Origin of the sequence: Streptomyces millisiae (genome assembly GCF_031845425.1) — a bacterium.
In the GTDB taxonomy this organism is placed as follows: domain Bacteria; phylum Actinomycetota; class Actinomycetes; order Streptomycetales; family Streptomycetaceae; genus Streptomyces; species Streptomyces millisiae.
This window is the reverse complement of the sequence record NZ_JAVREM010000002.1, coordinates 423,514-449,338: the sequence shown is the minus strand read 5'-3', so window position 1 is coordinate 449,338 and position 25,825 is coordinate 423,514. Positions and strand designations below refer to the sequence as shown.

The 25,825-nt window shown below is 73.1% G+C and carries 16 protein-coding genes and 1 pseudogene; 6 read left to right on the top strand and 11 right to left on the bottom strand.

Features of this window, described 5'->3' with window-relative positions; genetic code table 11:
* Positions 1-158: 158 nt before the first annotated feature.
* Both RNC47_RS04175 and RNC47_RS04170 read right to left on the bottom strand, forming a co-directional pair.
* Positions 159-4,103 (bottom strand): fibronectin type III domain-containing protein, encoded by a 3,945-nt coding sequence (locus RNC47_RS04175; RefSeq protein WP_311595580.1) that lies wholly within the window; start codon positions 4,101-4,103, stop codon positions 159-161.
* Positions 4,104-4,321: 218 nt separating this feature from the next.
* On the bottom strand, positions 4,322-6,286 hold the full coding sequence (locus RNC47_RS04170) for a Dyp-type peroxidase (protein ID WP_311595579.1): 1,965 nt from the start codon (positions 6,284-6,286) through the stop codon (positions 4,322-4,324).
* 229 nt (positions 6,287-6,515) lie between these two features.
* On the opposite strand from RNC47_RS04170, the gene RNC47_RS04165 reads away from it, so the two are divergent.
* From RNC47_RS04165 to RNC47_RS04155, 3 genes are all read left to right on the top strand, one after another.
* Entirely contained in the window at positions 6,516-7,058 is a 543-nt protein-coding gene (locus RNC47_RS04165; protein ID WP_311595578.1) for a type 1 glutamine amidotransferase domain-containing protein, read from the top strand.
* Complete coding sequence (locus tag RNC47_RS04160; RefSeq protein ID WP_311595577.1) at positions 7,055-8,245, top strand: baeRF2 domain-containing protein; 1,191 nt, start codon at positions 7,055-7,057, stop codon at positions 8,243-8,245. The genes RNC47_RS04165 and RNC47_RS04160 overlap by 4 nt, the downstream gene beginning before the upstream one ends.
* Before the next feature lie 129 nt (positions 8,246-8,374).
* The gene (locus RNC47_RS04155; RefSeq protein WP_311595576.1) at positions 8,375-10,219 is read left to right on the top strand and encodes a transketolase; all 1,845 of its coding nucleotides are present in this window, start codon (positions 8,375-8,377) and stop codon (positions 10,217-10,219) included.
* Positions 10,220-10,363: 144 nt separating this feature from the next.
* Here RNC47_RS04155 and RNC47_RS04150 read toward each other — a convergent pair whose 3' ends face one another.
* Together RNC47_RS04150 and RNC47_RS04145 are read right to left on the bottom strand one after the other, a co-directional pair.
* Entirely contained in the window at positions 10,364-11,428 is a 1,065-nt protein-coding gene (locus RNC47_RS04150) for a hypothetical protein (protein ID WP_311595574.1), read from the bottom strand.
* Positions 11,429-11,448: 20 nt separating this feature from the next.
* Positions 11,449-11,817 carry a tetratricopeptide repeat protein gene (locus RNC47_RS04145; protein ID WP_311595570.1) on the bottom strand — a complete coding sequence of 123 codons (369 nt, stop codon included), beginning with the start codon at positions 11,815-11,817 and terminating at the stop codon, positions 11,449-11,451.
* A gap of 146 nt (positions 11,818-11,963) precedes the next feature.
* On the opposite strand from RNC47_RS04145, the gene RNC47_RS04140 reads away from it, so the two are divergent.
* Positions 11,964-13,382 (top strand): DHA2 family efflux MFS transporter permease subunit, encoded by a 1,419-nt coding sequence (locus RNC47_RS04140; RefSeq protein ID WP_311595567.1) that lies wholly within the window; start codon positions 11,964-11,966, stop codon positions 13,380-13,382.
* A gap of 168 nt (positions 13,383-13,550) precedes the next feature.
* The gene (locus tag RNC47_RS04135) at positions 13,551-14,543 is read left to right on the top strand and encodes an ATP-grasp domain-containing protein (protein WP_311595566.1); all 993 of its coding nucleotides are present in this window, start codon (positions 13,551-13,553) and stop codon (positions 14,541-14,543) included.
* A gap of 64 nt (positions 14,544-14,607) precedes the next feature.
* Here the strand turns inward: RNC47_RS04135 and RNC47_RS04130 are convergent, their stop codons facing one another.
* Positions 14,608-15,453 carry a LacI family DNA-binding transcriptional regulator gene (locus RNC47_RS04130; RefSeq protein ID WP_311595564.1) on the bottom strand — a complete coding sequence of 282 codons (846 nt, stop codon included), beginning with the start codon at positions 15,451-15,453 and terminating at the stop codon, positions 14,608-14,610.
* A 2-nt stretch (positions 15,454-15,455) separates the two neighbouring features.
* On the bottom strand, positions 15,456-17,942 hold the full coding sequence (locus tag RNC47_RS04125) for a glycoside hydrolase family 2 protein (protein WP_311595562.1): 2,487 nt from the start codon (positions 17,940-17,942) through the stop codon (positions 15,456-15,458).
* Positions 17,943-18,058: 116 nt separating this feature from the next.
* Here RNC47_RS04125 and RNC47_RS04120 point away from each other — a divergent pair, with 116 nt between their 5' ends.
* Positions 18,059-20,230, top strand: coding sequence for an alpha-galactosidase (locus tag RNC47_RS04120; RefSeq protein ID WP_311595561.1), 2,172 nt, complete (start codon positions 18,059-18,061; stop codon positions 20,228-20,230).
* A 41-nt stretch (positions 20,231-20,271) separates the two neighbouring features.
* Here the strand turns inward: RNC47_RS04120 and RNC47_RS04115 are convergent, their stop codons facing one another.
* The 5 genes and pseudogenes from RNC47_RS04115 to RNC47_RS04095 all read right to left on the bottom strand — a co-directional run bounded on the left by RNC47_RS04115 (position 20,272) and on the right by RNC47_RS04095 (position 25,775).
* The gene (locus RNC47_RS04115) at positions 20,272-21,201 is read right to left on the bottom strand and encodes an ABC transporter ATP-binding protein (protein ID WP_311595559.1); all 930 of its coding nucleotides are present in this window, start codon (positions 21,199-21,201) and stop codon (positions 20,272-20,274) included.
* Positions 21,198-22,088: an ABC transporter ATP-binding protein gene (locus RNC47_RS04110; RefSeq protein ID WP_311595613.1), complete on the bottom strand. Its 891-nt coding sequence runs from the start codon at positions 22,086-22,088 to the stop codon at positions 21,198-21,200. The genes RNC47_RS04115 and RNC47_RS04110 overlap by 4 nt, the downstream gene beginning before the upstream one ends.
* Before the next feature lie 81 nt (positions 22,089-22,169).
* A pseudogene (locus tag RNC47_RS04105) lies at positions 22,170-22,856 on the bottom strand (ABC transporter permease); the annotation flags it as partial.
* A 223-nt stretch (positions 22,857-23,079) separates the two neighbouring features.
* Entirely contained in the window at positions 23,080-24,069 is a 990-nt protein-coding gene (locus RNC47_RS04100) for an ABC transporter permease (protein WP_311595557.1), read from the bottom strand.
* Positions 24,070-24,080: 11 nt separating this feature from the next.
* Complete coding sequence (locus RNC47_RS04095; RefSeq protein WP_311595556.1) at positions 24,081-25,775, bottom strand: ABC transporter substrate-binding protein; 1,695 nt, start codon at positions 25,773-25,775, stop codon at positions 24,081-24,083.
* Positions 25,776-25,825 lie beyond the last annotated feature (50 nt).

Sequence of the window (25,825 nt, the reverse complement as noted above, 5' to 3'; positions counted from 1 at the left end):
CCCTTCACGCGCGGCAGGCCGCGACGCGGCCGAACGGCCGGGCAGGGCCGGCGTGTCCCGCCGGCCCTGCTCCCCCGGCCGGGCCCCGGCCGCGCGCCGGCCGGGGGAGCCAGGCTCACGCCGGAGACCCGCTCCGGCCGCCAGCAGCCCACACCGCTTCAGTCGCCAAGGCCGGCTGCCAAGCCTCCGCCGTCGGCGAAGTGGCTGGTGACGCGGTAGCGGGCCGTGCCGAACGGGGCGTCGTCGGCGTGTGAGAAGCCGCGCTGGCGGTCGCTCAGCCGGGTCCAGTCGTCGCCGTCGGCGGCGGCCCGGTACAGCGAGAACGCGACCGCGTGCTTCGGCTTGTTCCAGTGGACGACGACGCCGCCACCCGCCGCCCTGGCCACCGTGGGCCGGGCCACGCCGTCCTCGACCTGGTCGACGGCGACCGCCCGGAACACGGTGTCCGCGGTGGCGGCGACGCCCGCGTGCACCACCCCGACCATCGGGGTGACCGAGGCGCCGATCCGCTCCCAGCGCTCGCCGTCGGCCGAGACCAGCGCCGTCACCAGGTGCGAGTCGGCGTGCCTGACCAGCCGGACGAACGGCGTGCCGGCGACCCGGTGTTCGACGCCCTCGCCGAGGTCCACCAGCATCGGGCTGCGGGTGATGCCGCCGGACGCGTTCTGACCGGCGTTGCCCTGGCCGATGTCCTCCCGCGAGTCCAGGCTGCGCGTCCGCAGTTCGAGCCGGCCGGCGGCGTTCGCCCCCAGGTGGACGTAGCGGGCCCAGCCGCCGGTGGCGTCCCGCAGCATCACCCCGTTGACCGATCCGGCGGCGCCCGTGAGCCGCGCGGTGACCGCGACCGAGCCGCTGACCAGCCGGCTCACCAGGTAGAGCGAGTCGTGGTGGTCCCGGTCGTAGATGTGGTCGTCGTCGCCGCCGGCGAAGCCGGTGCCGGCCACGCCCGTCACGGTGACGGTGCCGCCGCGCACCACGGCCGAGCCGGCCGCGCCCTCCCCCACGGGGTCGTCGCGCCAGGGGCCGCCGCGCAGCGCCGGGCTGTGCGCCGGCGTCAGGACGGCGGCGACCGGCGTGGCGGCGCGACCGGCGCCCCGCTCGTTCACCGCCTGTATCCGGTAGTGGTAGGTGGCGTCCTGGGCCGGCACCCGGTCGACGTGACTGGTTCCCCGCAGCCCGCGGGCCACCTCGGTGTAGCGGCCGCCGGCGCGCTCGGCACGGCTGACCGTGTACGAGTCGGCGCCGGCCGCCGGCTTCCAGCTGAGGCCGACCGCGCCAGAGCCTGGCGTGGTGACCACGACGTCCACCGGGCCCGGCGCGCCCGGCTCGGTCTCCGTGGTGTCGAGGCGCAGCACGACGGCCGTGCCGGGGTCGAGCGGCAGCGCGCCGTCCCGCACCGGGAGCCGCCGCCCCGACACCAGGTCGAGCACCCGGTCGACCCGGACCCCGGCGGGCAGCGGCAGCTGGTGGACCCGCTCGTTGCGGTGGGCGGCGCGGGTGGTGTTGGCGGCGAAGAGGTAGCGGCCGTACCGGGCGGCGGCCAGCTCCGGGTAGCCCGCGTAGGGGGTGTCCTCACGGAAGTTGTCGCGGTTGGTGCGGCCGACGCCCGGCTGGAAGGCGACCGGGGTCAGCTCGCCGGCCTGGGCCAGCGGCGGGGCGCCCGGCGCGGTGTAACGGTCGTGGAAGATGGCCTCCTCGACCGAGGGGGCGCGCAGCGTGTACTCCCGGTGGCGCAGCACGCCCTCGGTGGCGAACTGCGCCAGGTGGTCGTGCCCCGCGTGTTGGGCGTGCAGCCGGCCGTTGGCCTGGAAGCCGCCCTTGTTCCGCATGATGAGCGAGGCGAAGAGGTGCGTCTCGCCGTCCCGCACGCAGAACAGCAGGTTGTCGATGTCCACCCAGGCGAACCGCTCGGGCAGGTGGTCGCGGCCGACGCCGAGCCTGGCCAGCTCGGCGTCGGTGTAGCGGTCGAGGTCGGTGTGGGGCAGCACCACGCCGGCCGCCACCCGGCCGAAGCGGGGGAACTCGGCGCGGCCCGCGGTGAGGTACTCCCAGGTCTCCACGAAGCGGAGCGTGTAGCGGTGGTTGGGCAGGATGCGGGAGTCGAAGAGGTTGAAGTACTGGTTGTCCACCAGCTGTTGCTGGAGGAAGCCGACCGCCTCGCGGGCGTACTCCCAGTAGGGCTCCCACTCCGCTCCCCGGTAGCGCTCGGGGTGGCGCGCCATGTGGTGTTCGAGGGAGGCGAAGCCCATGGCCTGGGCCGGGCTCTGCTCGTCGGTCGAGTAGGCGACCCGGCCGGGGTAGGCCGAGTTGCGGTCGTCGACCACCTGCTGCATCCGCATCACCCGCCGGCCGGCGGCGTCGACCGACTGGTGGCGGGTCTGGCCCCGGGCGTGGACGCTGCGCAGCGCGAGCCGCAGGATCTCGTCGTTCAGCTCCTCGTCGCCCGCGTGGCCCAGGGTGCGGTAGAACCAGGACGGCAGGTAGTTGGTGGCCTCCCCGTAGTTGCCGACGTAGCCGTTCTCCCGGGTGAGCCCGGCCGCCGTGAGCCCGGTGTGGTGGCGGCCGTAGGGCAGCCGGCGCACCACCTGCCCCGCCTCGTCCAGCTTGCTGGTGGCCAGTCCGCGCATCACCACCCGCAGGTAGTCCTCGGTGTAGTGGGCGTTCCGGTCGTGCTGGAACAGGCTGTGGTAGAGGTCGAGTTCGCGCCCGGCCCGGTCGACGAGCACCTCCTCGCCGAGGAACGGCGCGGCGCCGAGCGCCTCCAGCGCGATGCGGTGGCTCCTGGCCCGGCCCTCGTAGTGCTCGGAGCCGATGACCCGCAGCCCCTCGTGGGCCTTCCAGGCGCCCTCGTAGGTGTACATCACCTGGTTGTGGATGTAGGAGAGCCGGGAGCGCGCGAAGTCGAAGGCCGCCTTGAGCACCCGCTCCCAGGCGCCGAACCTGGTCAGCTCCCCGCCGTCCCAGCCGACGCCGGCGATGCTGTTGTCGCCGTCCACGGTGCCGGTGACGAAGGGCTCGGCCAGCAGCGCGGCGAAGCGGTCGGCGCCGTAGACCTCCTCGTCGGCGATCAGGTTCTCGACGATGTACAGCGCCTCGCCGAGCGCCGAGTGGTACCCGCCCCAGTCGGACTGGTGGCCGCCGTTGCCCAGGCTCCTGACGTTCCCGTAGTACTGCCGGGTGTGGGTGTCGATCGAGGCGAAGATCCGGTTCAGCGCCGCCCGCTTCTGCTCGGGGGTGGCGGCCGGGCACCAGTCCATCGCCAGGGCCTCGGCGTAGTACCGCAGTTCGTCCTGGTAGCGGACGATCGACATGGTGGCGGCCGGGTCGGCGTCCACCCGCCGGGAGAGGGCGTCGAAGGTCTCGATCTGGCGGGCGCGGTACCGCTCGACGAGGGCACGCTCGGCCTCCGGGGTCAGCGCCGGGGCGGCGTCGGTCGACTTCCGGTAACCGGTTACGTCACCCGCCTGCGGATCCACCCAGGGCGCGGTGTGGGTGAACGCCTCCAGGTAACGGCGGGAGCGCGCGGTGACCCGGCCGGTGACCGAGGCGGCCACGGTGCGCACCGTGATCTCGACGGTGCTCCGGCCGAGGGTGGCGGCGAGCGGCAGCAGCGCGGTGGCGAGGAAGTAGCGACCCGTCAGGGCGGCCGCCCTGGTGCCCGCGTTGATCGGCTCGTAGTCGGCGGCGCCCCGGTAGCTCGCCTGCTCGCCGTCGACCAGCAGGATCGTCTTCTGGTCCGAGTCGTCCTCGCCCCAGAATCTGAGCGTGAGGTGGTTCTGCGCGGTGGGGTCGACGGCGACGGTGAACCGCAGGTCGCCGCCGCGCTCGGCGGGGGTGGCGAGCGGCAGCGCCACCCGGGCCCGGCCACCGGTCGGGCCCGGCACGACCTCGGTGTCCTCGGCGACCAGGCCGTGCGCCCGCTCGGAGTCGGGGTCCCCGAAGAGGACGGTGTCCAGCGCCCCGGGTCTGCCGCCCGGCGCGCCGGCGGACGAGGCCGGTGCCGCGGCCAGGGCGGGCGCGGCGGCGCCCAACGGGAGCAGGCCGGTCGCCGTCCCGGCGGCGGCGACTCGGAGCATGGCGCGACGGCTCGGTTCAGGGGTCATCCGATCGTCCTCCTTGGCGATGGAAGTAACCGTTTTCTCGGGAGGCGGCCTCATATAGAAACCGTTTGTCTCCGAGATCGCTGCGCACGCTAGACGCCTGGTTCCAAGAGCGTCAATGCTCGCGACAGCACCAACCGACGCGCGGCGGCCGAAAGTTGGTAAACGATTTCTTCCGAGCCGGGAAGGCAGCGGCGCCGCCCGGGCGGCGCCGCGCCTGCTCAGCGGGCCGTGCCCGTGCTCCAGAGGACCGTGCCGTCCGCCGCCCGGATCAGCACGTCGCCGTCGGTCAACACCTCGAGCGTCGATCCGGGGCTCGGCTCGGCGGGCGCCGACCAGACCGCACCGCCCTCGGAGTCGGCGAGCATCAGACGCCCGTCCGCGCGGAGTTCGGCCCGGACCGCGCCGAGTCCCGCGGCCCCGGCGCGCCAGCGCTCGGTCTCGTTCTCGTCGCGCACCACCAGGTCGCCGTCGGCCTCGAAGCGCAGCCTGGCCTTGCGGGTGCTGACCACCTCGCCGCGCTGGAGGGTGCGGACGGCGGTGAGGACGCGGTCGGCGGCCGGCCCACCGCCCACCGGGACGGTGCCCTTGGCCAGCCGCTCCAGGGCCGAGAGCGAGGGCGCGAACGCGTAGACCGCGCCCTCGGTGCGCACGAACTGGCGCAGGCTCAGCTCCACCGGGTCGCCGCCCTCGGCCCCGCCGGTCGGGAAGGAGACGACGCCCTCGCGCCCGATCATCGCGTCCCTGCCCACCGGCTTCTCCCGGCTGGGGAAGTCGCCGCTGTCCACCCAGGTGCGCTGGACGAACTCGAACTGCGCGATCAGGTCCGCCTGGTAGGAGACGAAGAGCAGCCCGCGCGGGGCGTCGGGGCCGTTGCCCGCGCCGCCGGCCGGGTCGAAGGGCAGGCCGTAGGGGATGCCGCGGCGCATGATCCGCCGGCCGTCGAGGGCGCCCTTGAGCGCCAACGGCTCCTGTGCCTCCGCGTCCACCGTGAGCCCGTCACGCGGGTTGACCTTGCGGATGTGGGAGCAGAGCGGGGTGACCCGCCCCTCGAAGTCGCCGTCGAAGCTGATGTCGTTGTCCGGCTCCGCGCCCGGGGCGGCCGTGACGTCGGCGTCCGGGGACTTGGCGACCGGGGCGCCCGAACGCCAGCGGCCCACCAGCCGGGCCGCCAACCACTCGGTGGTCGCCTCCTCGGGCACCGCGCCCCGCTCCTTGAGCGCCCGCAGCTGGTCGGCGACCTGGGCCCACCAGCCGGGCACGTCCTGCGCGAGCCGCCTGACCACGTGGAACGAGCCGTCGTTCATCCACTCGGGCAGCCAGGAGGGCAGCCGGTGGTCGGTCGGGTGGCCGACCACGAACTCCCCGGCCGCGATGATCCTGGTGCCCGGCTTGCCGCGCTGGTGCTCGGGGTGCTCGGGATCCGGCTCGTCGAAGCCGGCCACGGCCGGCTGGCTGATGCCGTCCTTGAAGCCGAAGTGCTCCTTGCCCCTGCGCTCTCCTTCGAGCGTGGCGCCGTTCTGCTCGAAGGCGACGGCGAGGCCGTGCCTGGCGATCTCCTCCCGCTCGTGGGCGAGGGCGGCGCTCAGCTCCTCCGAGCGGTCGGCGGCGACGGTGAGCACGGCGTGCACCGGCGCGTTCCGCCGGCCGCCGAAGAGCCAGTGGGCCGGGTCGTTCTGCCCGGTGTCGCCCAGCAGCTCGGCGCGCTTGGCCATGCCCTGGGCGAAGGCCTCCTGGGTGCTGCCGCGCGGCACGTCCGCGCAGGGCGCCCCGCCGATGAGCAGCGTGAGACCGTCGTGGGTGAAGCTCACCGATCGCCAGACGGAGCGGAGGCCGCTCGGGTCGTCGCCGGCCGAGTTGTGCCGGGCGCGGCTGAAGGCGGCGTTGAAGGCGGCGACGTCCCGGGTGGTGGCGATCCGGTGGCGGAGCCGGTCGAGCCAACCGCGGGCGCCGCGCTGGTTGCCGAAGGTGAGCAGGAGGAGCCGGACGTGGTCCTTGCGGAAGCCGGCCAGGATGTCGCCCTGGATCTCGGTGCTGCGGCGCAGGGGCAGCGCGCGATCGGCCGCCTGCGCGGGGATGACGCCCGGCGCGCCGGGCGGGGTGGGCACCAGCGTGGTCGCCGGCGACGCCCCGTTGCCGAAGGTGGCGGGCGTGCCGGGCGCCTGCGTGGTCGTGGAGTCGTTCATGAGCATCCCCCGTGTGCGGTGAGTGGTCCCCTGGTGGCGCGGCGCGGTCACGGACGCCACGAGAGGGCCAACGATCACCGGGGGCCGGCGGGCTCCCCGCGGGAGCCAAACCGCCCTTTCGTGGGGCGCTCGGACATCAGCGGGGGCGCGTGGGCGTTTTCCGGGCGCTCCTTGGGTTACTCGGGTCGTCGACCATCGCGATGTCGCGCTACGAGAGACGGTGAATACGATGCTGATCGCCTTCCTGACGGCGCCCGAGGGGGTCGAGCAGGTGGAGCTGACGGAGCCCTGGCGGGCCCTGACCGAGACCGGCGACACTCCGCGCCTGCTCTCGACCAGGCCGGGCCACGTGCAGGCGTTCGACCACCTGGACAAGGCGGACACCTTCCCGGTCGACGAGACGGTGCGCGAGGCCTCGGCCGACGACTTCCAGGCGCTGGTGCTGCCGGGCGGCGTGGCCAATCCCGACGCGCTGCGCATGGACGCGGACGCGGTGGCCTTCGTCCGCTCCTTCTTCGAGGCGGACAAGCCCGTCGCGGCCATCTGCCACGCGCCGTGGACGCTGGTGGAGGCCGGGGTGCTGCCGGGCAGGACCCTGACGTCCTGGCCGAGCCTGCGGACGGACATCCGCAACGCGGGTGCCACCTGGGTCGACGAGGAGGTGCATGTCGACGACTCCGCGCGCGGCACGCTGATCACCAGCCGGAAGCCGGCCGACCTGCCGGCCTTCGACGACGCCATGCTCCGCGAGTTCGGGAAGGTGGCGGCATGAAGCTCGACTTCCTCGATCCCCTGTTGCACCACCCGGGGCCGTGGGCCTCGGTCTACTTCGACACCTCGGCGGTCACGGAGGACGCGGCGGCGCAGCGCGCGCTCCAGGCGCGCGGCGCCTGCGAGAGGCTGGCCGAGCAGGGCGCGGACGAGGCGACCTGCCAGGCCATGTTCGAGGCGCTGAGCGGGCTCGACCCGGACCCGGCGGGGCACGCCGTGTTCGCCACCGAGGGCCGGGTGGCCCTGGACACGCCGCTGCCGGCGGCGCCGCCCGCTCCCCCGCTGACCGACTGGGCGCCGTTGCCCAGGCTCGGGCCGCTGCTCGACTACGCGGCGCGCGACCCGGTGTGCATGGTGGCCTTCGTGGACCGCAAGGGCGCCGACCTCCAGTTGCTCGGCCACGGCCGGCGGCCGCGCCCCGTCGACGAGGTGCGGGGCCAGCAGTGGCCGCTGCACAGGACCGGGCGGGCCGACTGGTCGGAGCGGCACTTCCAGTTCGCGGTCGAGAACACCTGGGAGCAGAACGCCGCGCGGGTCGCCGACACGGTGGCGGGCGACGCGGAACGGGCCGGCGTCGAGGTGCTGGTGCTCGCCGGCGACCCCCGGCAGCGGCGAGCGGTGCGGGACCGGCTGCCCGAGTGGCTGCGGGGGCTGACCGTGGAGTCCGAGCACGGCGGCCGGGCCAAGGGCTCGGACAACCGGCGTCTCGACGCCGAGGTGGCCGAGGCCAGGGCGGACCGGGCGCGGCAGGACGCGGAGCGCGTGCTGGACGAGTTCCACGCCCGCCGCACTCCGACGCACGGCCGGATCGACGCGGCCGAGGGGGTGCCGGCGCTGGTGGACGCGGCGCGTGAGCACCGCATCGCGGCGCTGTTGGTGCGCCCTGGTGGTCCGGATCTGCGCCGCGACGTCTGGGTGGGCGACGATCCCGACCAGGTGGCGGTGCGCAGGACGGACTCGCAGTACCTGGGTGCCCCCTCCCCGCACCAGGCGCGGGCCGACGACGCGCTGTTGCGCTCGGCGGCGGCGACCGGTGCCGAGGTGGTCGCGCTCGGCGACGGGGACGGTGCTGGGGCTGGCGCGGGCTCCGGGCTGCCGGTGGGTGGCCTCGGAGCACTGCTGCGCTGGCCCTACGAGGGCCCGGTGCCGGGCGGGGGCAGCAGGACGGGGCCGGTCAGCGGCGGCTGACCCCGCCCCGTTAGGGGGCTCCGGGGCGGGGGTACTCGCCCTCGCCCCGGAGGCTACGGACACGAAAGCGACTACACGGCGAGCCGGCCGCGCCCGGGGCGGGGCGGCGGGGCGTCGCGGGAGGCAGGCATGACGACGACAGCGGAGATCGATCTGGCGGAGCTCGGCCAGCAGCTTCGGGTGGACTCGGTGCGGGCCACCGGGGCGGCGGGCTCCGGGCACGCCACCTCGTCGATGTCGGCGGCGGACCTGATGGCGGTGCTGCTGGCGCGCTATCTGCGGTACGACTTCGACTGGCCGGACCACCCGGGCAACGATCATCTGATCTTCTCCAAGGGGCATGCGTCGCCGCTGCTGTACTCGCTCTACAAGGCGGCGGGTGCGATCGGCGACGACGAGCTGATGACGTTCCGCACCCTCGGCAGCCGGCTGGAGGGGCATCCGACGCCGCGGCTGCCGTGGGTGGACGTGGCCACCGGCTCGCTTGGCCAGGGCCTTCCGGTGGGGGTCGGCATCGCGCTCGCCGGCCGCCGTCTGGAGCCGATGCCGTACCGGGTGTGGGTGCTGCTCGGCGACAGCGAGATGGCGGAGGGCTCGGTCTGGGAGGCGTTCGAGCACGCCGGCTACGAGCGGCTGAGCAATCTGACGGCGATCGTGGACGTCAACCGGCTCGGCCAGCGCGGGCCGACCCGGCACGAGTGGGACCTGGACGCCTACGCGCGGCGTGCGGAGGCGTTCGGCTGGCACGCCATCGAGGTGGACGGCCACGACCCGGTGGCGATCGACGCGGCGTACGCGGAGGCGTTGAGCGTCTCCGACCGGCCCTCCGTCGTGCTGGCGCGGACGCTGAAGGGGCGTGGCGTGGCCTCGGTGGAGAACCGCGAGGGCATGCACGGCAAGCCGCTGCCCGAGGTCGACGAGGCGATCGAGGAGCTGGGCGGCGAGCGGCGGATGCGGGTCGACGTCCAGCGGCCGGCGGCCACGACGGCGCCGCGGTCCCAGCACGGGGTCCACGCCGAGCTGCCGGTCTTCTCGGTGGGCGAGAAGGTGGCGACGCGGGACGCCTACGGCCGGGCGCTCGCCGCGGTGGGGAGCGACCGCGGCGACGTGGTGGCGTTGGACGGCGAGGTGGGCGACTCGACGCGGTCCGAGTTCTTCGCGAAGCAGCACCCGGACCGGTTCTTCGAGTGCTACATCGCCGAGCAGGAGATGTTGGCGACGGCGGTGGGCATGCAGGTGCGCGGCTGGCTGCCGTTCGTCTCGACGTTCGCGGCGTTCCTGACCAGGGCGCACGACTTCGTGCGGATGGCGTCGGTGAGCCACGCCCAGCTCAACGTGGCCGGCTCGCACGCCGGCGTGTCGATCGGCGAGGACGGCCCCTCGCAGATGGGCCTGGAGGACCTCGCGATGTTCCGCGCGGTGCACGGGTCCACGGTGCTCTACCCGTGCGACGCCAACCAGACGACGCGTCTGGTGGCGGAGATGGCGGCCGAGCCGGCCGGGATCAGGTACCTGCGGACCACGCGGGGCGGCACTCCCGTGATCTACGGCCCCGACGAGCGGTTCCCGATCGGCGGCAGCAAGGTGCTGCGTTCCTCGGACGAGGACCGGCTGACGCTGGTGGCGGCCGGGGTGACGGTGCCGGAGGCGCTGGCGGCGGCGGACGAGCTGGCGGCCGAGGGGATCCCGGTGCGGGTGATCGACCTGTACTCGCTGAAGCCGGTGGACGTGACGACGCTGCGGGCGGCGGCCGAGGCGACGGGCTGCCTGGTGACGGTGGAGGACCACCATCCGGAGGGCGGGCTCGGCGACGCGGTGCTCGACGCGTTCACCGACGGCCGTCCGGTGCCGCGCCTGGTGCGGCTCGCGGTGACGACCATGCCGGGCTCGGCGACGGCGGCGCAGCAGTTGAAGGAGGCCGGCATCGACGCCACGGCCATCACGACCGCCGCGCACCGGGCACTCGCGGTCTAGCGGGGCGCCGCCGGCGAAAGGTCGTCGGCCCAGGCGTCGAGCGTCGGCAGGAAGCGCAGCACCGCCTCGGCGCGGTAGCGCCCCGAAGGGGCGCGGGGAACTGCGCGATCAGCCACGCACGGCCCGCGGATTCCCTGACAGCGCTCACGCGGGGGCGCCGTGCCCGGCCTCCGCTGGCGGCAGCAGTTCGTCGGCCCAGGCGTCGAGCGTCGGCAGGAAGCGCAGCACCGCCTCGGCGCGGGCCCGCAGGTCTTCGGCGGTGCGGATACCGAGGTCGGCGAGCAGCTCGGCGAAGGCGGGCCGGTGCGCCTCCCGGAGCGCGGCCGGCGCGTCCGCGTCGAGGACGAGGTGGCAGCGGGCGAAGGTGGCGGCGAGCCAGAAGGCGATCTCCCGATGGTCGCCGGCCCGGATCCGGGCGAGGCTGCCGTCGACGGCGATGGGCCTGGCGGCCGCGGTGAGGTCGGAGCCGAACGGGAACGGGGTCCTGGCGACCTCGGCCGCCGCGTCGAAGGTGGCGGCGAGGGCCCGCAGGTGGTGTTCGGCGCGCTCCGCGGTGAGCCGGTGGCTGCCGAGGAGCCGCAGCAGTTCCTCGTGGCGGTCCGGGGTGCCGTGCGTGGTGAGGAGCTCGCGCGTGGCCACGTAGCGCAGCCGGACGGTGGGGTTGCGCAGGCCGGCGACCAGCAGGACGTGGGTGGTGACGCCGGTCGGGAAGAGCCAGCCGAGGACCAGCGCCGGCCAGGAGCGCTCGGGGTCCACGCGGCCGTCGGCGAGGTCGCGCAGCCCGTGCTCGACGCGCGCCCTCGCCTCGGCGCGGCGGCGCAGCACCCAGCGCGGCTCGGCGAAGCCGGCGGCGACCCGGGCGCGGAGCCGGCCGAGGTCTCCGGTGGGGTCGGCGATGACCGTGTCGGTCCTGAAGGGGGTGGCCAGGTGGTAGGAGGACAGCACGTGCTCGGGCGAGGCGAGTGACTCCCAGGGCACCACGGTGACCTCGAGCAGCGCGCCCCGGTGGCGGAACTTGCCCGGCTTGGCGGCGGGCCCGGGGCCGTCGACGACGAGCATGACGTCGGTGTCCGAGCCGGGCGGCACCTCGGCGTCGGCCGGCAGGTCGACGGTCGAACCGCTGAAGTACGCGCCGCGGAAGCCGGGCGTGCGGCCGCCGTGTTCCCTGATCCAGTCGGCGGCCGCCGCCCGTGCCTCGTTCACCCTCATGGCGGACGGTCTACCAGACGTCAGGGCGTCTGCTCGAACCGAGCGGCCTCCAGGTAGTCGGGGCGCGGGTCGAGCGCGGCGGCCAGCCGGAAGTGGCGCACGGCCTCCGCGTTCCGGTTGGCCCGCTGGAGGGTGCGGGCGAGGGCGAAGTGGGCGAAGGCGTTGGCCGGCTCGCGCTCGATGATCAGCTGGAACTCCTGCTCGGCGGCGCGGAGCTGGGCCGCCAGGAAGAAAGCGCGGGCACGCAGCAGGCGGGCCGCGGTGTTCTCCGGGTGCGCGGTGATCACGGGGTCGAGCAGCTTGAGCGCGCCGCGCGGGTCGCGGGCGTCGAGCAGCTGCTCGGCGGCCCGGTAGGCGATGACGTTGGTCTCGGGTGAGGTGTTCGGCACGTGCCCTCCTCGTTGGCTGGGCTTCGGTGCGGCGGCACGCGGGAGAACATCGGACCGCGGGCCGGTATTCCCCTGGTATGCCCGCCGGGGCGTCGGTGTCACCCGCCGTGCGGCGCCGCCGGGCCCGGGGCTAGCCTGGGGGCGACATGCCGGAAACCGAGACCCTCTCCCGCGGGCGCCGACTGCTGGTGCTGGCGATCTGCTGCATGAGCCTGCTGATCGTCAGTCTGGACATCACCGCGCTCAACGTCGCCCTGCCGTCGCTGGAGCGGGAGCTGGGCGCCAGCGTCTCGGGGCTGCAGTGGACGGTGGACATCTACACCGTCGTGCTGGCGTCCTTCCTGATGCTCTCCGGTTCGACCGCCGACCGGGTGGGCCGGCGCCGGGTCTTCCAGATCGGTCTCGTGGTGTTCACCGCCGGCTCGCTGCTGTGCGCGCTGGCCCCGAGCCTGGGCTGGCTGGTGGCGTTCCGGGCCGCGCAGGCGATCGGCGGCTCGATGCTCAACCCGGTGGCGATGTCGATCATCACCAACACGTTCCGCGACCCCAAGGAGCTGGCCAGGGCGATCGGCGTCTGGGGCGGCGTGGTGGGCATCTCGATGGCGGTCGGGCCGATCCTGGGCGGCGCGCTGGTGAGCTCGTTCGGCTGGCGGGCCATCTTCTGGCTGAACCTGCCGGTGGGCCTGGCGGCGCTGGTGCTGACCGCGCGGTTCGTGCCGGAATCCAGGGCGCCGCGGCCGCGCCGGCTCGACCCGGTGGGGCAGGTGCTGGTGATCGTGCTGCTCGGCTCGCTCACCTTCGGCATCATCGAGGGCGGCAAGGAGGGCTGGGGCTCCCCCGTGCTGCTGGTGTGCTTCGGGATCGCGCTGCTCGCGGTGTGCGCGCTGCTGTGGTACGAGCCGCGCCGCGCGGAGCCCCTGTTGGAGCTGCGGTTCTTCCGGAGTGTGCCGTTCAGCGGGGCCTTCGCCATCGCGGTGCTGGCCTTCGCCGGTCTCGGCGGCTTCCTGTTCCTGAACACGATCTACCTGCAGAACGAGCGGCACCTGTCGCCGTTCGAGGCCGGGGCGCACCTGCTGCCGATGGCGGTGGTGACGCTGTTCGCCTCGCCGTTGTCCGGCTATCTGGTTGGCCACTTCGGCGCCCGGGTGCCGCTGCTGCCGGCCGGGGTCGCGATCCTGGCGAGCGGGCTGCTGCTGACCCGGCTGGAACCCGACTCGTCGCTCGGGTTGTTGTTCTCCGCCTACGCGCTGTTCGGGATCGGCTTCGGCCTGGTGAACGCGCCGATCACCAACACGGCGGTGACCGGGATGCCCCGCGCCCAGGCCGGGGTGGCGGCCGGGATCGCCTCCACCGGGCGGCAGGTGGGTTCCGCGCTCGGCGTGGCGGTGGTGGGCACCATCCTGGCCAACGGCTCGCGGACCGCCGGCTGGTGGGTGATCGCCGGCTGCGGGGCGCTGGTGCTGGTCGTGGGGGCGCTCACCACGGGGCGCAGGGCGCGGGCCACGGCGGAGCGGGCGATGGCCTCGTTCGCCGCCGAGCGGCCCGCTGGAGCCGCCCGCCCCTGAGGCGTCGTCGCAGGCCAGAAGGGCCGTTCGGACGTTCGACGGTGAAACACGCACGTCACGCGGCGGGGCTATGATCCGCTTCACATCGATGTGATGAGGGGAAGGTGCGCGATAGCACTACGGATTTGGCTCAGCAGCGCGGGAGCGGCCACGACTCAGGTGATCCGGATGTTGCGGGACAATCCCGACGCCACTCCGGTCCGGATCCTCGGCACCAACGTGGACCGCGGCGCGGCCGCCCTCGCGGCCTGCGATGTGGCGGAGGTCGAGCCACATCGCGTCGACAACCACACCTACGCGGAGTTCGCCCTGGACTTCTGCCGGCGGCACGGCATCGACGTGCTGATCCCGCCCCGGCGCCTGGACGCCCTGGCGGGGCGGGCCGACGACTTCGCGGCGGCCGGCACCCGGTTGATGTCCTCGTCGCCGGCCGCGATCGACGTGCTCACCAGCAAGAGCCGCACCTACGAGGCGGCCAGGGCCATCGGCGTGCCGGTGCCCGAGTGGCGGGTGGTGCGGGACGCGGACGGCCTGCGGGCGGCGGTACGGGATTTGACCGGGGCCGGTGAGACGGTCTGCATCAAGCCGGCCGGCGAGTACTCGGCGTTCGGCTTCCGGATCCTGGACGAACGACCGCTCAGCATGCGGGACCTGCTGGAACCGGCGCGGCCGCTGGTCTCCGTGCACGCGGTGGCCGAGGCGCTGAGGCGGGCCGCCGACGAGCGGGAGAAGGTCCCCGCGTTCATCGTCATGCCCTATCTGGACGGGCCCGAGGTCAGCGTCGACTGCCTCTCGGCGCCGGGCGGCAAGCTGCTGGCCGGCATAGCCCGCGCCAAACAGGGCCGCTACCGGCTGCTGTCGGACAACCCCGCCTACCTGGAGATCGCGGAGCGGCTGGTCAGCCACTTCGAGCTCGCCTACCTCTCCAACGTGCAACTGCGCCACCGGAACGGGCAGCCCATGCTGCTGGAGGCCAATCCGCGCCCCTCGGCCGGCATCTTCCAGACGGCCTTCGCCGGGGTGAACCTGCCCTGGGCCGCCGTCCGGCTGCTGCTCAGCGGCGACCCGGGACCGCTCGCCGAACCGCGCCTCGGCGGCCGGGTCGCGGTCACCGAGATCGCCACCGAGGTCCCGGCCGGCGCGCTGGCCGTGGCCAGCTAGAAACCCGTCTGGCCGGCGCCCCCGCAGCGGCCCGCCGGACGGCGGGCCGCCACAGGTGGCCACGTCACCCGGGGGGCGGCGGCGCCGTCGTCCCCCGGGGCACGAACCGGACCGGCGGCGACCAGCGCCGCACCACCGGCACCCCGTCGATCAGCTCGACGGCGGTGAGCCCCACCGAGACGCCGAACTGGTGCACGTCACCGCGCATCGTGGACAGCGCCGGGCTCGCCAGCTGACACATCGTCGAGTCGTCCCAGGCGACGAGCGACAGCTGCTCGGGGACCGCGACGCCGAGCTCCTTGGCCACGCCGAGCCCGGCCACCGCCATCACGTCGTTGTCGTAGAGGATGGCCGTCGGCCGCTCCTCGCCACGGAGCAGCCGCGCCGTCAGCGCGGCGCCGCTCTCCGCCGAGTAGTCGCCCTCCACGATCACCGGCTCGATCCCGGCCTCCCGGCAGGTGTCGAGCAGGGCTTTCGTCCTGGCCACGGTGTGCAGCAGCTGCGCGGGGCCCGTGACGCGGGCGATCCTCCGGTGCCCCAGGTCGAGGAGGCTGGTCAGCGCCTCCCGCACCGGCTCCACGTCGTCGGTGGCCACCGGCGCGATCCCGGGCCCCGGCTCCCAACTGCCCACCACGACGGTCGGCATGCCGAGCTCGCGCAGCACCGCCGGGCGGCGGTCGTCCACGGTCAGGTTGACCAGGACGACCGCGTCGACCAGGCCGCGCTCGGCCCAGCGCCGGTGGGTGGCGATCTCCTCCTCGTGCGTGGGCACGATGTGCAGCAGCACGGAGAGGCCGCGTTCGGCGAGGGTCTCCTCTATCCCGGCGATGAACTCCATGAAGAAGGGCTCGACGCCGAGCAGCCGGGCGGGCCTGGCGAGGACCAGGCCCACCGCTTCCGACCGCTCCACCCTCACGCCCGAACCGGCGGCACGGCCAGCGAGTTGACGCTGCGCAGCACCGGCGCCGCGGTGAACGCCGCGGGGTCGACGGTGGCCGCGGTGCGCACCGTGAAGGTGTGGCTCTCGCCGGGCAGCAGGGTGACCAGCATCTCGTCGACCTCGGCGTCGGGGGCGACCCGGTCGACCAGCAGCGCGACGTCCCTGGCGAAGGACGCGGCCCGCACCTCGACCCGGTAGCCGCCGTCCACCGCGGTGGCCTCGGCGGTCAACGCGGCCGGGTCGTAGGCGAGTTCACGGTCCTCGCCGAACAGATGGAAGGACCGCGCCTCGTCGACGGCTGCCACCAGCACCTCCCGCGCCGGGTCGGCCGGCTTGACCAGCGAATCGGCGATCTCCAGCTCGGCGGCCGAACGCGCCGCCACGACAAGGGAGATGGTAGCGCTGTCCAGCACCTCGCCGCCGAAGCTGAGCCGGCGGACGGTGACGTCGCCCGACCAGGCGGTGGCGGTGTCGTTGACGGCCACCAGGGTGGGGCGTCCCTCGCGCGGCTGGACGGTGAGCAGCCGGGGCGCGAAGGCGTGCCGCAGGCCGTACCAGAGGGGCTTCCTGCGCTCCTCGCCGTCGACGGCGGCCCAGGAGGTGACCGGCCAGCAGTCGTTGATCTGCCACACCAGGGCCCCGGCGGTCCGCGGCCACCAGGAGCGGAAGTGCTCGATGCCGAAGGCGACGGCCCGGGCCTGGTTGAGCTGGGTGGCCCAGTGCCAGTCGGTGAAGTCGGCGGGCTCCGGCAGGTGCGGGGCCATGCCGCGCTCCAGCTTGCCGTTGCCGTCCTCGGCCTTCTGGTGCAGCAGGAACGCGGGCGAGGTCGGGCTCAGTTCCTCGTCGTGGATCCAGTCGCTGAGGGTGGCCCAGGTGGGCGGGCCCTGGAAGCCGAACTCGGAGCAGAAGCGCGGCACGTGGTTGCGGTAGTTGGTGTAGTCGATCCGGTTCCACACCTCCCACTCGTGGCGGGTGCCGTGGTCCTGGTCGTTGGGGTGCTTCTCCTCGGGCGCGAAGCGGGGGCTGTAGGGGCTGCCGTCCGAGTAGGCGCGGGTGGGGTCGAGTTCGGCGACGATCCGGGGGAAGAGCTCGGTGTAGTAGCGCAGGCCCCAGGTGCGGCCCTCGAGTCGCTCCTGCCAGCCCCAGTCCATGTAGCCCCAGAGGTTCTCGTTGCCGCCGTTCCACAGCGCGAGGGAGGGGTGGCTGGTGAGGCGGGCCACGTTCTCCCTGGCCTCGGCCTCGAACTCGTCCCACAGCGGCGCCTCCTCGGGGTAGGAGGAGCAGGCGAGCAGGAAGTCCTGCCAGACCAGGATGCCGCGCTCGTCGCAGACGTCGTAGAAGTCCTCGGACTCGTAGATGCCGCCGCCCCAGACGCGGAGCATGTTCATGTGGGCGGCCACGGCCTGGTCGACGCGGCGTTCCAGGCGCTCGCGGGTGATCCGGGTGAGGAAGTGGTCGTCCGGGATCCAGTTGGCGCCCTTGGCGAAGATCCGCTCGCCGTTGACGACGAAGGTGAAGGGGGTGCCGATCTCGTCCGGGGTGGTGTCGACGGTGACGGTGCGGAAGCCGATCCGCCGGTCCGCCGTGTCCAGCACCGCGTCGGGTTCGCTGTCGCCGGCGGCGAGCACCACCCGCAGGTCGTACAGCGGCTGCTCGCCGTAGCCGACGGGCCACCAGAGGCGGGCGTCCGGCACCTCGACCACGGCGACGCCGGTGGTGGCGCCGGCCGGGACGGTGACGGTCGCGGTGTGCTCGCCGACGGTGGCGGTGAGGGTGAGCTCGGGGTCCGCGCCCAGTCCGGCGCGCTCCACGGTCACGTGCACCTCGGCGCGGCCCGTGCTGTCCTCCCCGACGGTGACGAGCGGGCGGACCTCGGCGAGTCGGGCGACGCGCCAGCGCTCCAGGTGGACGGGCTTCCAGATGCCGGCGGTCTGCAGGTCGGGGCCCCAGTCCCAGCCGAAGCTGCAGGCCATCTTGCGAACCATGTTGAAGGGGTGGTCGTAGGCGTGCGGGCGGGCGCCGAGCTCGCGCTCGACCTCCTCGGCGTACTCCAGGGCCGAGCGGAAGGTGACCACCAGGTCGGCGGGCGAGCCGTCGACGATCTCGCGCACGTCGAAGCGGTGGGCGCGGTGCATGTTGCGGGTGGTGCCGAGCGTCCGGCCGGCCAACTCCACGGTGGCGACGGTGTCGAGGCCCTCGAAGACCAGGTCGACGCGCTCGTCCTCGGCGGCGGGGGCGGCCGAAACGGTGGTGGCGTAGCGCCAGTCGGTGCGGTGCGCCCAGACCAGCTCGGCCTCGTTGCGGTCGAGGTAGGGCTCGGGGATCAGGCCCGCGGCGAGCAGGTCGAGGTGGGCGCTGCCCGGCACCTGGGCCGGTACGGTGCGGCCCGCGATGTCGGCGGGGACCGGCCCGGCAGCCGCCGTGAGGTGCCAACCGTCGTGCAGGGCTTGGCGGATCATCGTTGAAAACTCCCAAAACTCATCTCTGCCTCAGACCGGGTAGAGATTCTTATGCAACCGAATAAAGTAAGTCAACAGATATGGGCACCTTCGAACAGCTAAGGACATCTACCCCCGTGGCACCTCCCTCCGTACCCTCCGGCCCGGCCGGTGACGCCCTCCGCCACCTGCGTGCGGACGGGGTCAGCCTGGTGCTCGACCTCTCCGACGACACCCTCCCCCGGGTCGTGCACTGGGGCGCCGACCTCGGCCCCCTCGCCCCGGCCGACCTCGCCGACCTGCTGCTCGCCAGCCGTCCGCAGCCCATCGGCTTCTCGGTGGACGGCCCGGTCCCGGTGGCCGTGCTGCCCGAGCAGTCGGCCGGCTGGCTCGGCACCCCTGGGCTGGTGGGCAACCGCGGCGGCGGGCACTTCTCCACCGCGTTCCGGGTGCGGGCGAGCGAACTCGACGAGGCCGCCGGCCGGTTCACCGCGCACGCCGAGGACCGGGTGGCCGAGCTGGCGCTCGACCTCACCGTCGAACTGACCCCCGAGGGCCTGGTCAGGCAGCGCGCCACCGTGACCAACCTGGGCGCCACCCCGTTCGCCGTCGACGCCGTGCACCTCACCCTGCCGGTGCCGCCGCACGCGGTCGAACTGCTCGACTTCACGGGCCACCACCTGCGGGAACGCTCCCCGGTGCGCACCCCGTTCACCCAGGGCCTGCGGACCCGGGAGAACCGCACCGGGCGCACCGGCTACGACGCGGCCTTCCTGCTGGCGGCCGGCACCGCGGGCTTCGGCAACCGCGTCGGCGAGGTGTGGGCCGTGCACACCGCCTGGTCCGGCAACCACCGCACCTTCGCCGAACGCACCTTCCACTCGGTCTCGTTGCTCGGCTCCGGCGAACTGCTGCTCTCCGGCGAGGTGACGCTCGACCCCGGCGCCTCGTACGCCACCCCCTGGCAGTACGGCGCGTACGGCACCGGGCTCGACGGCCTCTCCGACCGCTTCCACCGCCACCTGCGGGCGCGCCCCGGGCACCCGGCCACGCCCCGCCCCGTGGTGGTGAACACCTGGGAGGCCGTCTACTTCGACCACGACCTGGACCGGCTGCGCCGGCTCGCCGACGCGGCCGCCGGGATCGGCGCCGAGCGCTTCGTGCTCGACGACGGCTGGTTCGGCTCCCGGCGCGACGACCGGCGTGGCCTCGGCGACTGGTATGTCTCGGACGAGGTGTGGCCGGACGGGCTCGGCCCGCTGATCGACCATGTGACCGGGCTCGGCATGGAGTTCGGCATCTGGGTGGAGCCCGAGATGGTCAACGAGGACTCCGACCTGGCCCGCGCCCACCCGGACTGGATCATGGCCACCGGCGACCGGCTGCCGGGCCTCGCCCGCAACCAGCAGGTCCTCGACCTGGCGAGGCCGGAGGCGTACGCGTACATCCTGGAGCGGCTCGACGACCTGCTCGGCCGGCACCGGATCGGCTACCTCAAGTGGGACCACAACCGCGACCTGGTCGAGGCCGGCCACCAGCCGGGCGGCCGGGCCGGGGTGCACGACCAGACGCTCGCCGTCTACCGGCTGCTGGACGAGCTGCGGCGACGCCACCCGGGCGTGGAGATCGAGTCCTGCTCCTCCGGCGGCGGCCGCGTGGACCTGGAGATCCTTCAGCGCACCGACCGGGTCTGGGTGTCGGACTGCATCGACGCGCTGGAGCGGCAGCGCATCCAGCGCTGGACCAACGCCCTGGTGCCGCTCGAACTGATGGGCACCCACGTGGGCTCGGGGCTCGCGCACACCACGGACCGCAGGCACCCGATCGACTTCCGGGCCGGCACGGCGCTGTTCGGGCACTTCGGCGTGGAGTGGGACCTCAGCCGCGTCGAGCCGGCGGAACTCGACCGGCTCGCCGCGTGGGTGGCGCTGTACAAGGAGCTGCGCGGCCTGCTGCACACCGGGACCGCCGTGCACGCCGACCACCCGGACCCGGCCTATCAGGTGCACGGCGTGGTCGCCGAGGACGGCTCGGACGCGGTGTTCGCGATCGTGGCCATGGCCACCTCCGAGCTCTATCCGCCGGGCCCCGTGCGGTTGCCGGGCCTGCTGCCCGACGCGGTCTATCACGTGCGGCCGTTGCCGCCCGGCGACGTGCCGGACGGCAACGCGAGCCGCTGGGGCGTCCCCCTGCCCTGGTGGACGCCGGAGGGCGTCCGGCTCCCCGGACGCGCGCTGGCCGCCGCCGGCCTGCAGGCCCCCGTCCTGTTCCCGGAACGGCTGGTCCTGCTGCGCGCGACGGCGGCCTGAGCCGGGCCCGGCCCGGCCGCGTGGCCGGGCCGGGCCCACCCTCACGCCTGGTCCCCGCCCGCCGGGTCGGCGGCGGCCACGGCGATGGGCCGGGCGTTCTCGAAGGACTGCCAGGAGCCGGTCGTGTGGTCGTACGACCTGGCCAGGTCCTTCTCCTCGATCGCGCCCGGCAGTTCGGCGAGCGAGCGCCCGCGTACCTCCGGGTTGGGCGCCGCCGAGGCCAGCAGCTTGGTGTACGAGTGCTGCGGGTTGAGGATCACGTCGTCCGCCGGGCCACGCTCGACCACGCGCCCCCGGTACAGCACCAGGATGTCGTCCGAGAAGTGCCGCGCGGTGGCGAGGTCGTGGGTGATGTACAGCACCGCGAGCTGGTCCTCGCGCTGGAGCCTGGCCAGCAGGTTGAGGACGCCGAGCCGGATGGAGACGTCCAGCATCGACACCGGCTCGTCGGCGATCACCACCTGGGCACCGGGCGCCAGCGCGCGGGCGATCGCCACCCGCTGCCGCTGACCGCCGGAGAGCTCGTGCGGCCTGCGCGGCGCGAAGTCGCCGGCCGGCTTGAGGTTGACGCGCTCGAGCAGCTGCTCGACCTTGCGCCGGGTGTCCTGCCCGCCCCTCGCCTTGCCGTGCAGCCGCAGCGGCCGGGCGATGTGGTGCTCGATGCTGTGGAACGGGTTGAGCGAGGCGAACGGGTCCTGGAACACCATCTGGACGTGGTCCCGGTACTCCCGGTCGCTCACCCGGCGGCCGTCCTCCTTGGTGGCGAGGATCTGGCCGCCCGTCGGACGCTCAAGGCGGGAGATCATCCGCGCGATGGTGGACTTGCCGGAGCCCGACTCCCCCACCAGGGCCACGGTGCGGCCCGGGGTGAGGGTGAACGAGACGTGGTCGACGGCGCGCAGCCGGGCGCTGCGCAGCCCCGAGCGGATCCGGAAGTCCTTCACCAGGTCGCGGACCTCGAGCGTGGTCATCGCGCGGCCCCCTCGTTCACGTTGGTTGCTTCAGGGCCGGTGCGCACGAAGGCGCCGCGCTCCCCGGTCAGGCTCGGGAAGGAGCCGAGCAGCTGCCGGGTGTACGGGTGGCTCGGCCGCTCGTAGATCTCGGTGGCCGGCGCGTACTCGACGATCTCGCCGGCCTTCATCACGGCGATCCGGTCGCTGAGTTCGAGCAGCAGCGGCAGGTCGTGGGTGATGAAGACGACGGCGAAGCCCAGCTCGTCGCGGAGCCTGATGATCTCGCGCAGGATGCCGCGCTGGACGACCACGTCGAGCGCCGTGGTGGGCTCGTCCATGATCATGACCTGCGGGTCGAGCAGCATGGCCATCGCGATCATCACGCGCTGCCGCATGCCGCCGGAGAGCTCGTGCGGGAAGGAGTCGAGCCGGCGCGGGTCGACCCCGACCAGGCGCAGCACCTCCTCGCAGCGGGCCCGCCGTTCGGCCCGGCCCATCTCCGGCTTGTGGGTGGTGAGCACGTCCTCCAGCTGCTCCCGGATGGAGATCACCGGGTTGAGCGAGTTCATCGCGCCCTGGAAGACCATCGAGAGCTTGGACCAGCGGAAGGCGCGCAGTTCCTCGTCGCCGAGGTTGAGCAGGTCGATGTCCGCGCCGCCGCGGTCGTGGAAGGTGACCGTGCCGGAGGAGACCTCGGCCGGCGGGCGGTGCAGCCGGTTGATGGCGTAGGCCAGGGTCGTCTTGCCGCAGCCCGACTCGCCGGCCAGGCCCAGGATCTCGCCGCGGGCCAGGGTGATGGACACGTCCTTGACGGCGTGCACGGGCTTCTCGGTGCGGTAGACGACGTTGAGCCCCTCGACGGTGAGCACCAGCTCCCGGCCGGCCTCGGCCGGCTCCGGCGCCACGGCGGTGGCCGCGGCCTTCGCCTCGGCGGCGACGCCACCGGTCTTGGCCTTGGCGGTCTTGGCGTCGGTGCGCAGCTTGGGGTTGATGATCTCGTCGATGCTGAAGTTGATCAGCGAGAGGCCGCAGCCGAAGAGCGCGATCATCAGTCCCGGCGGGCCGAACCACCACCACGCCTCCAGCTGGAGCGCCCAGCCGTTCTGCGCGTAGTAGAGCATGGTGCCCAGGGTGTGGGTGCCGTTGGCGCCCAGGCCCAGGAAGGAGAGGCTGGCCTCGGAGAGGATCGCCGCGATGACGGCGAAGACGAACTGCGAGGCGAGCAGCGGCAGCAGGTTCGGCAGGATCTCCACCGTGACGATGCGCCAGCGCTTCTCGCCGGCGACCCGGGCCGCGGCCACGTAGTCGCGGTTGCGCAGCGAGAGGGTCTGGGCGTGCAGCACGCGGGCCGCGGCCGCCCAGCCGGTGATGGCGAGCACCAGGATCACGGTCGAGAGGCCGCGGTCCTCCGGGGGCACGAAGCCGGCGATGACGATCACCAGCGGCAGGCCCGGGATCACCAGCATGACGTTGGAGAAGAGCGAGAACGCCTCGTCGAGGAAGCCACCGGCGTAGGCGCCGATGATGCCGAAGACGGCCGAGAGCAGCGTGGCGAGCACGCCGACCAGCAGGCCGATCTGGAGCGATCCCCGGGTGGAGTGCGCCAGTTGGGCGAAGACGTCCTGGCCGGTCTGGGTGGTGCCGAGCCAGTACTCGCCGCTCGGCTCGGTCATGCCGATGCTGCTGATGGCGGTCGGGCTGCCCACGAACATGGGCCCGAAGATGCCGAACAGCGCGATGCCGAGCACGAGGAAGAGCCCGACGCCGAGCCGCGCGGACCAGGTCGGCAGCATGGCGCGCAGGCCGCCGCGGCGCCTGACGGGCTTGGCGGTGGCCGCGTCCGGGGTGGTCCCGGGGAGCGGAGTGGGTTGGGTCATTGGTGCCTGCTCCTTCCGCTCAGTTCCTGACCCGGGTACGGGGGTCGATGAAGCCGTAGAGCAGGTCCACGATCAGGTTGGCGCCGAGCACCGCGATCGTGATGACCAGGAAGATGCCCTGCATCAGGGCGTAGTCGCTGTTCTCGACCGCCTGCATCAGCTTCATGCCGATGCCGGGGTAGGAGAAGACCTGTTCCGTGATGATGGAGCCGGAGACGACGAAGCCCAGCGAGATCGCGAAGCCGGCGAGCGAGGGCAGCACGGCGTTCCTGGCGGCGTAGCGGGTCATGATGCGGCGGTCGCGCAGGCCCTTGGCCTGTGCGGTGAGGATGTAGTCCTCGGATCCCGTCGAGACCATCATGTTGCGCATGCCGAGCAGCCAGCCGCCGACCGAGGAGACCACGATGGTCAGGGCCGGCAGGAAGCCGTGCTCGATGGCGGAGCCGATGAACTCCAGGTTCCAGCCCGTGGAGAGCGAGACGTCGTAGCCGCCGTTGAGCGGGAACCAGCCGAGCGAGGTGGAGAAGACCAGGACGAAGATCAGCGCCAGCCAGAAGTAGGGCACGGCCGCCAGCACGGTGGTCGCCGGGATCAGGCTGTCCAACCAGGAGCCGCGCCGCCAGCCGACCAACGCCCCCAGGCCCACTCCGATGACGAACGACAGCACGGTGGCGATGCCCACCAGCAGGATCGTCCACGTCATCGACTGCGAGAGGACCTGGGAGACGGAGGCCGGGTACACGCTTACGGAGACCCCGAGATCACCGCGGACGAGGTTGCCCAGGTAGGAGAAGTACTGGTCCCACAGGGGCTCACCTGAGTTGGTGCCGAGCATCAGCTCGTAGGCCCGACGGGTTTCGGGGCTAACCGAGCCGCCACGCTGCTGGAACTTGGCCAGCAGCGTGTCGACCGGGTTGCCCGGCATCATTCGTGGAATGAAGAAGTTGAGGGTCAGCGCCGCCCACAGGGCGGCCACGTAGAACCCCAGCTTCCGGGCGTAGTACCTCATGGAATTACTCGTCACTCACCGTTGGGCTCGAGGTTCCGGAAGATCTCGGCCTGGTCGGGGCGCTGCCAGATGGCCGGGAACGCGTACAGGTCGACCTCGGTGGGCCAGCCGCTGAACTTGTCGGAGTTGTACTCGCTGACGGTGGCGTTGACGAGGACGGGGATGTACGGCATGTCCTCCTCGATCTGGGCCTGGATCTGGTCGTAGTACGGCTGCCGGGCCTCCACGTCGGTGGAGTCGGTCTGGCGCAGCGCGTCGATCGCGGCGTCGACGTCCTCGTTCGAGTAGCGGGCGAAGTTCGGGTTGGCCGCCTCGCCCACCGGCGCGGTGTTCCCGCTGCTGAAGAAGTAGTTGTAGACCCAGTAGGGGTCGGCCGTCGGGCCGGGGTAGAGCGAGTCGATCATCAGCTGGTAGTTGCCGTTGACGCGCGAGTCGCTCATCTCCTGGAAGGCGACCTCGTTCACGTTCAGCCTGATGCCGGCGGCGAGCAGCTGCTCGGCCATGGTGTTCAGCGTGGTGACGTAGTCGTTCCAGCCGGTGACCACGGTGGCGGACAGCTCGAGCGGCTGGCCGTCCTTCTCGTAGATGCCGTCGCCACCACGGGTCCAGCCGGCGCCCTCGAGGATCTGCTCGACCTGGGCCAGGTCCGCGTTCGCGGGGGCGGTGCGGTCGGTCAGCTCGGCGGAGACGTAGCCGGCGTCACGGTCGGGGAGGGCGAAGCCGGGGGAGATCTCGCCGGCCAGGTCCTGGAAGGCCAGGGCGTTGATCTGGGCCCGGTCCATGGCGTAGTAGATCGCGTGCCGCACGGCCGGGTCGGTCTGCGGGCCCTCGCAGCCGAGGTCGGCGTTCGAGCAGGTGTTGAGCACGATCTGGTGGGTGTTGACCGTGAGCGCCTTGTAGCCCTCGTAGTTCGCCTCGATGTTGGCGATGTCGGGCACCGGGCCGGTGTTGAAGTCGATCTCACCCGCGTTGAGCGAGTCCGCGGCGGCCTGGTTGCCGGAGAGCGAGCGGTACTGGACGTTCTGCACGGCCGGCTCGCCGTCCCAGTAGTTCGCGTTGGCGGTCAGGGTGAACGCCTGCGGCCGGAACTCGCCGAGGGTGTAGGGGCCGGTGCCGACGGGCTCCGTCATCGCCTCGGTGGCCGGGTCGGACACCGAGCTCCATATGTGCTCGGGGACGATCCAGACCTTGCCGAGGAGCTGCGTGGCGTCCATGAAGGACGGCTCCTCGAAGGTGACCCGCACCTGGGTCGGGGAGACCACCTCGGTCTCGCCGGCGAAGCCGATGGTGTTGATCGCCTCGTTGCCGGCGACCATGTCGAACGTGAACTTGACGTCGTCGGCCGTGAAGTCCTCGCCGTCCGACCACTGGACCCCCTCGCGGAGGTTGATGGTCAGCTCGGTGCCGTCCTCGTTCCACTGGAACTCGGTGCCGAGGCGGGGGGCCGGGTCGTCCGCGCGGGCGATGTTGAAGAAGAAGAGCGGCTCGAAGATCGTCCCCGGGCCCTCAATCATGCCGGACGCGGCGTAGGGGTTGAAGTTCGCCACGTAGTCGCCGGACTGACCGTTGTAGACGACCAGGGTGTCGGCGGGGCCTGACCCGCCGCCGTTGTCGCTCGAGCCACCGCAACCGGCGGCCAGCAACCCGACCGAAACGGCACCGATGACCGCGGTACGCGCGCGCCGCCATCTCACGTGCAGGGACATTCTTGTTCCTCTCATGGCCTGCCCCATCGTTGGGGCATGGGCGGGGTCAC

Coding starts and splice junctions, on each gene's coding strand:
- RNC47_RS04140 (WP_311595567.1), top strand. CDS start 11,964: ATGCCGGAAACCGAGACCCTCTCCCGCGGGCGCCGACTGCTGGTGCTG.
- RNC47_RS04170 (WP_311595579.1), bottom strand. CDS start 6,286: ATGAACGACTCCACGACCACGCAGGCGCCCGGCACGCCCGCCACCTTC.
- RNC47_RS04100 (WP_311595557.1), bottom strand. CDS start 24,069: ATGAGGTACTACGCCCGGAAGCTGGGGTTCTACGTGGCCGCCCTGTGG.
- RNC47_RS04160 (WP_311595577.1), top strand. CDS start 7,055: ATGAAGCTCGACTTCCTCGATCCCCTGTTGCACCACCCGGGGCCGTGG.
- RNC47_RS04155 (WP_311595576.1), top strand. CDS start 8,375: ATGACGACGACAGCGGAGATCGATCTGGCGGAGCTCGGCCAGCAGCTT.
- RNC47_RS04095 (WP_311595556.1), bottom strand. CDS start 25,775: ATGTCCCTGCACGTGAGATGGCGGCGCGCGCGTACCGCGGTCATCGGT.
- RNC47_RS04135 (WP_311595566.1), top strand. CDS start 13,551: ATGTTGCGGGACAATCCCGACGCCACTCCGGTCCGGATCCTCGGCACC.
- RNC47_RS04175 (WP_311595580.1), bottom strand. CDS start 4,103: ATGACCCCTGAACCGAGCCGTCGCGCCATGCTCCGAGTCGCCGCCGCC.
- RNC47_RS04150 (WP_311595574.1), bottom strand. CDS start 11,428: ATGAGGGTGAACGAGGCACGGGCGGCGGCCGCCGACTGGATCAGGGAA.
- RNC47_RS04115 (WP_311595559.1), bottom strand. CDS start 21,201: ATGACCACGCTCGAGGTCCGCGACCTGGTGAAGGACTTCCGGATCCGC.
- RNC47_RS04165 (WP_311595578.1), top strand. CDS start 6,516: ATGCTGATCGCCTTCCTGACGGCGCCCGAGGGGGTCGAGCAGGTGGAG.
- RNC47_RS04125 (WP_311595562.1), bottom strand. CDS start 17,942: ATGATCCGCCAAGCCCTGCACGACGGTTGGCACCTCACGGCGGCTGCC.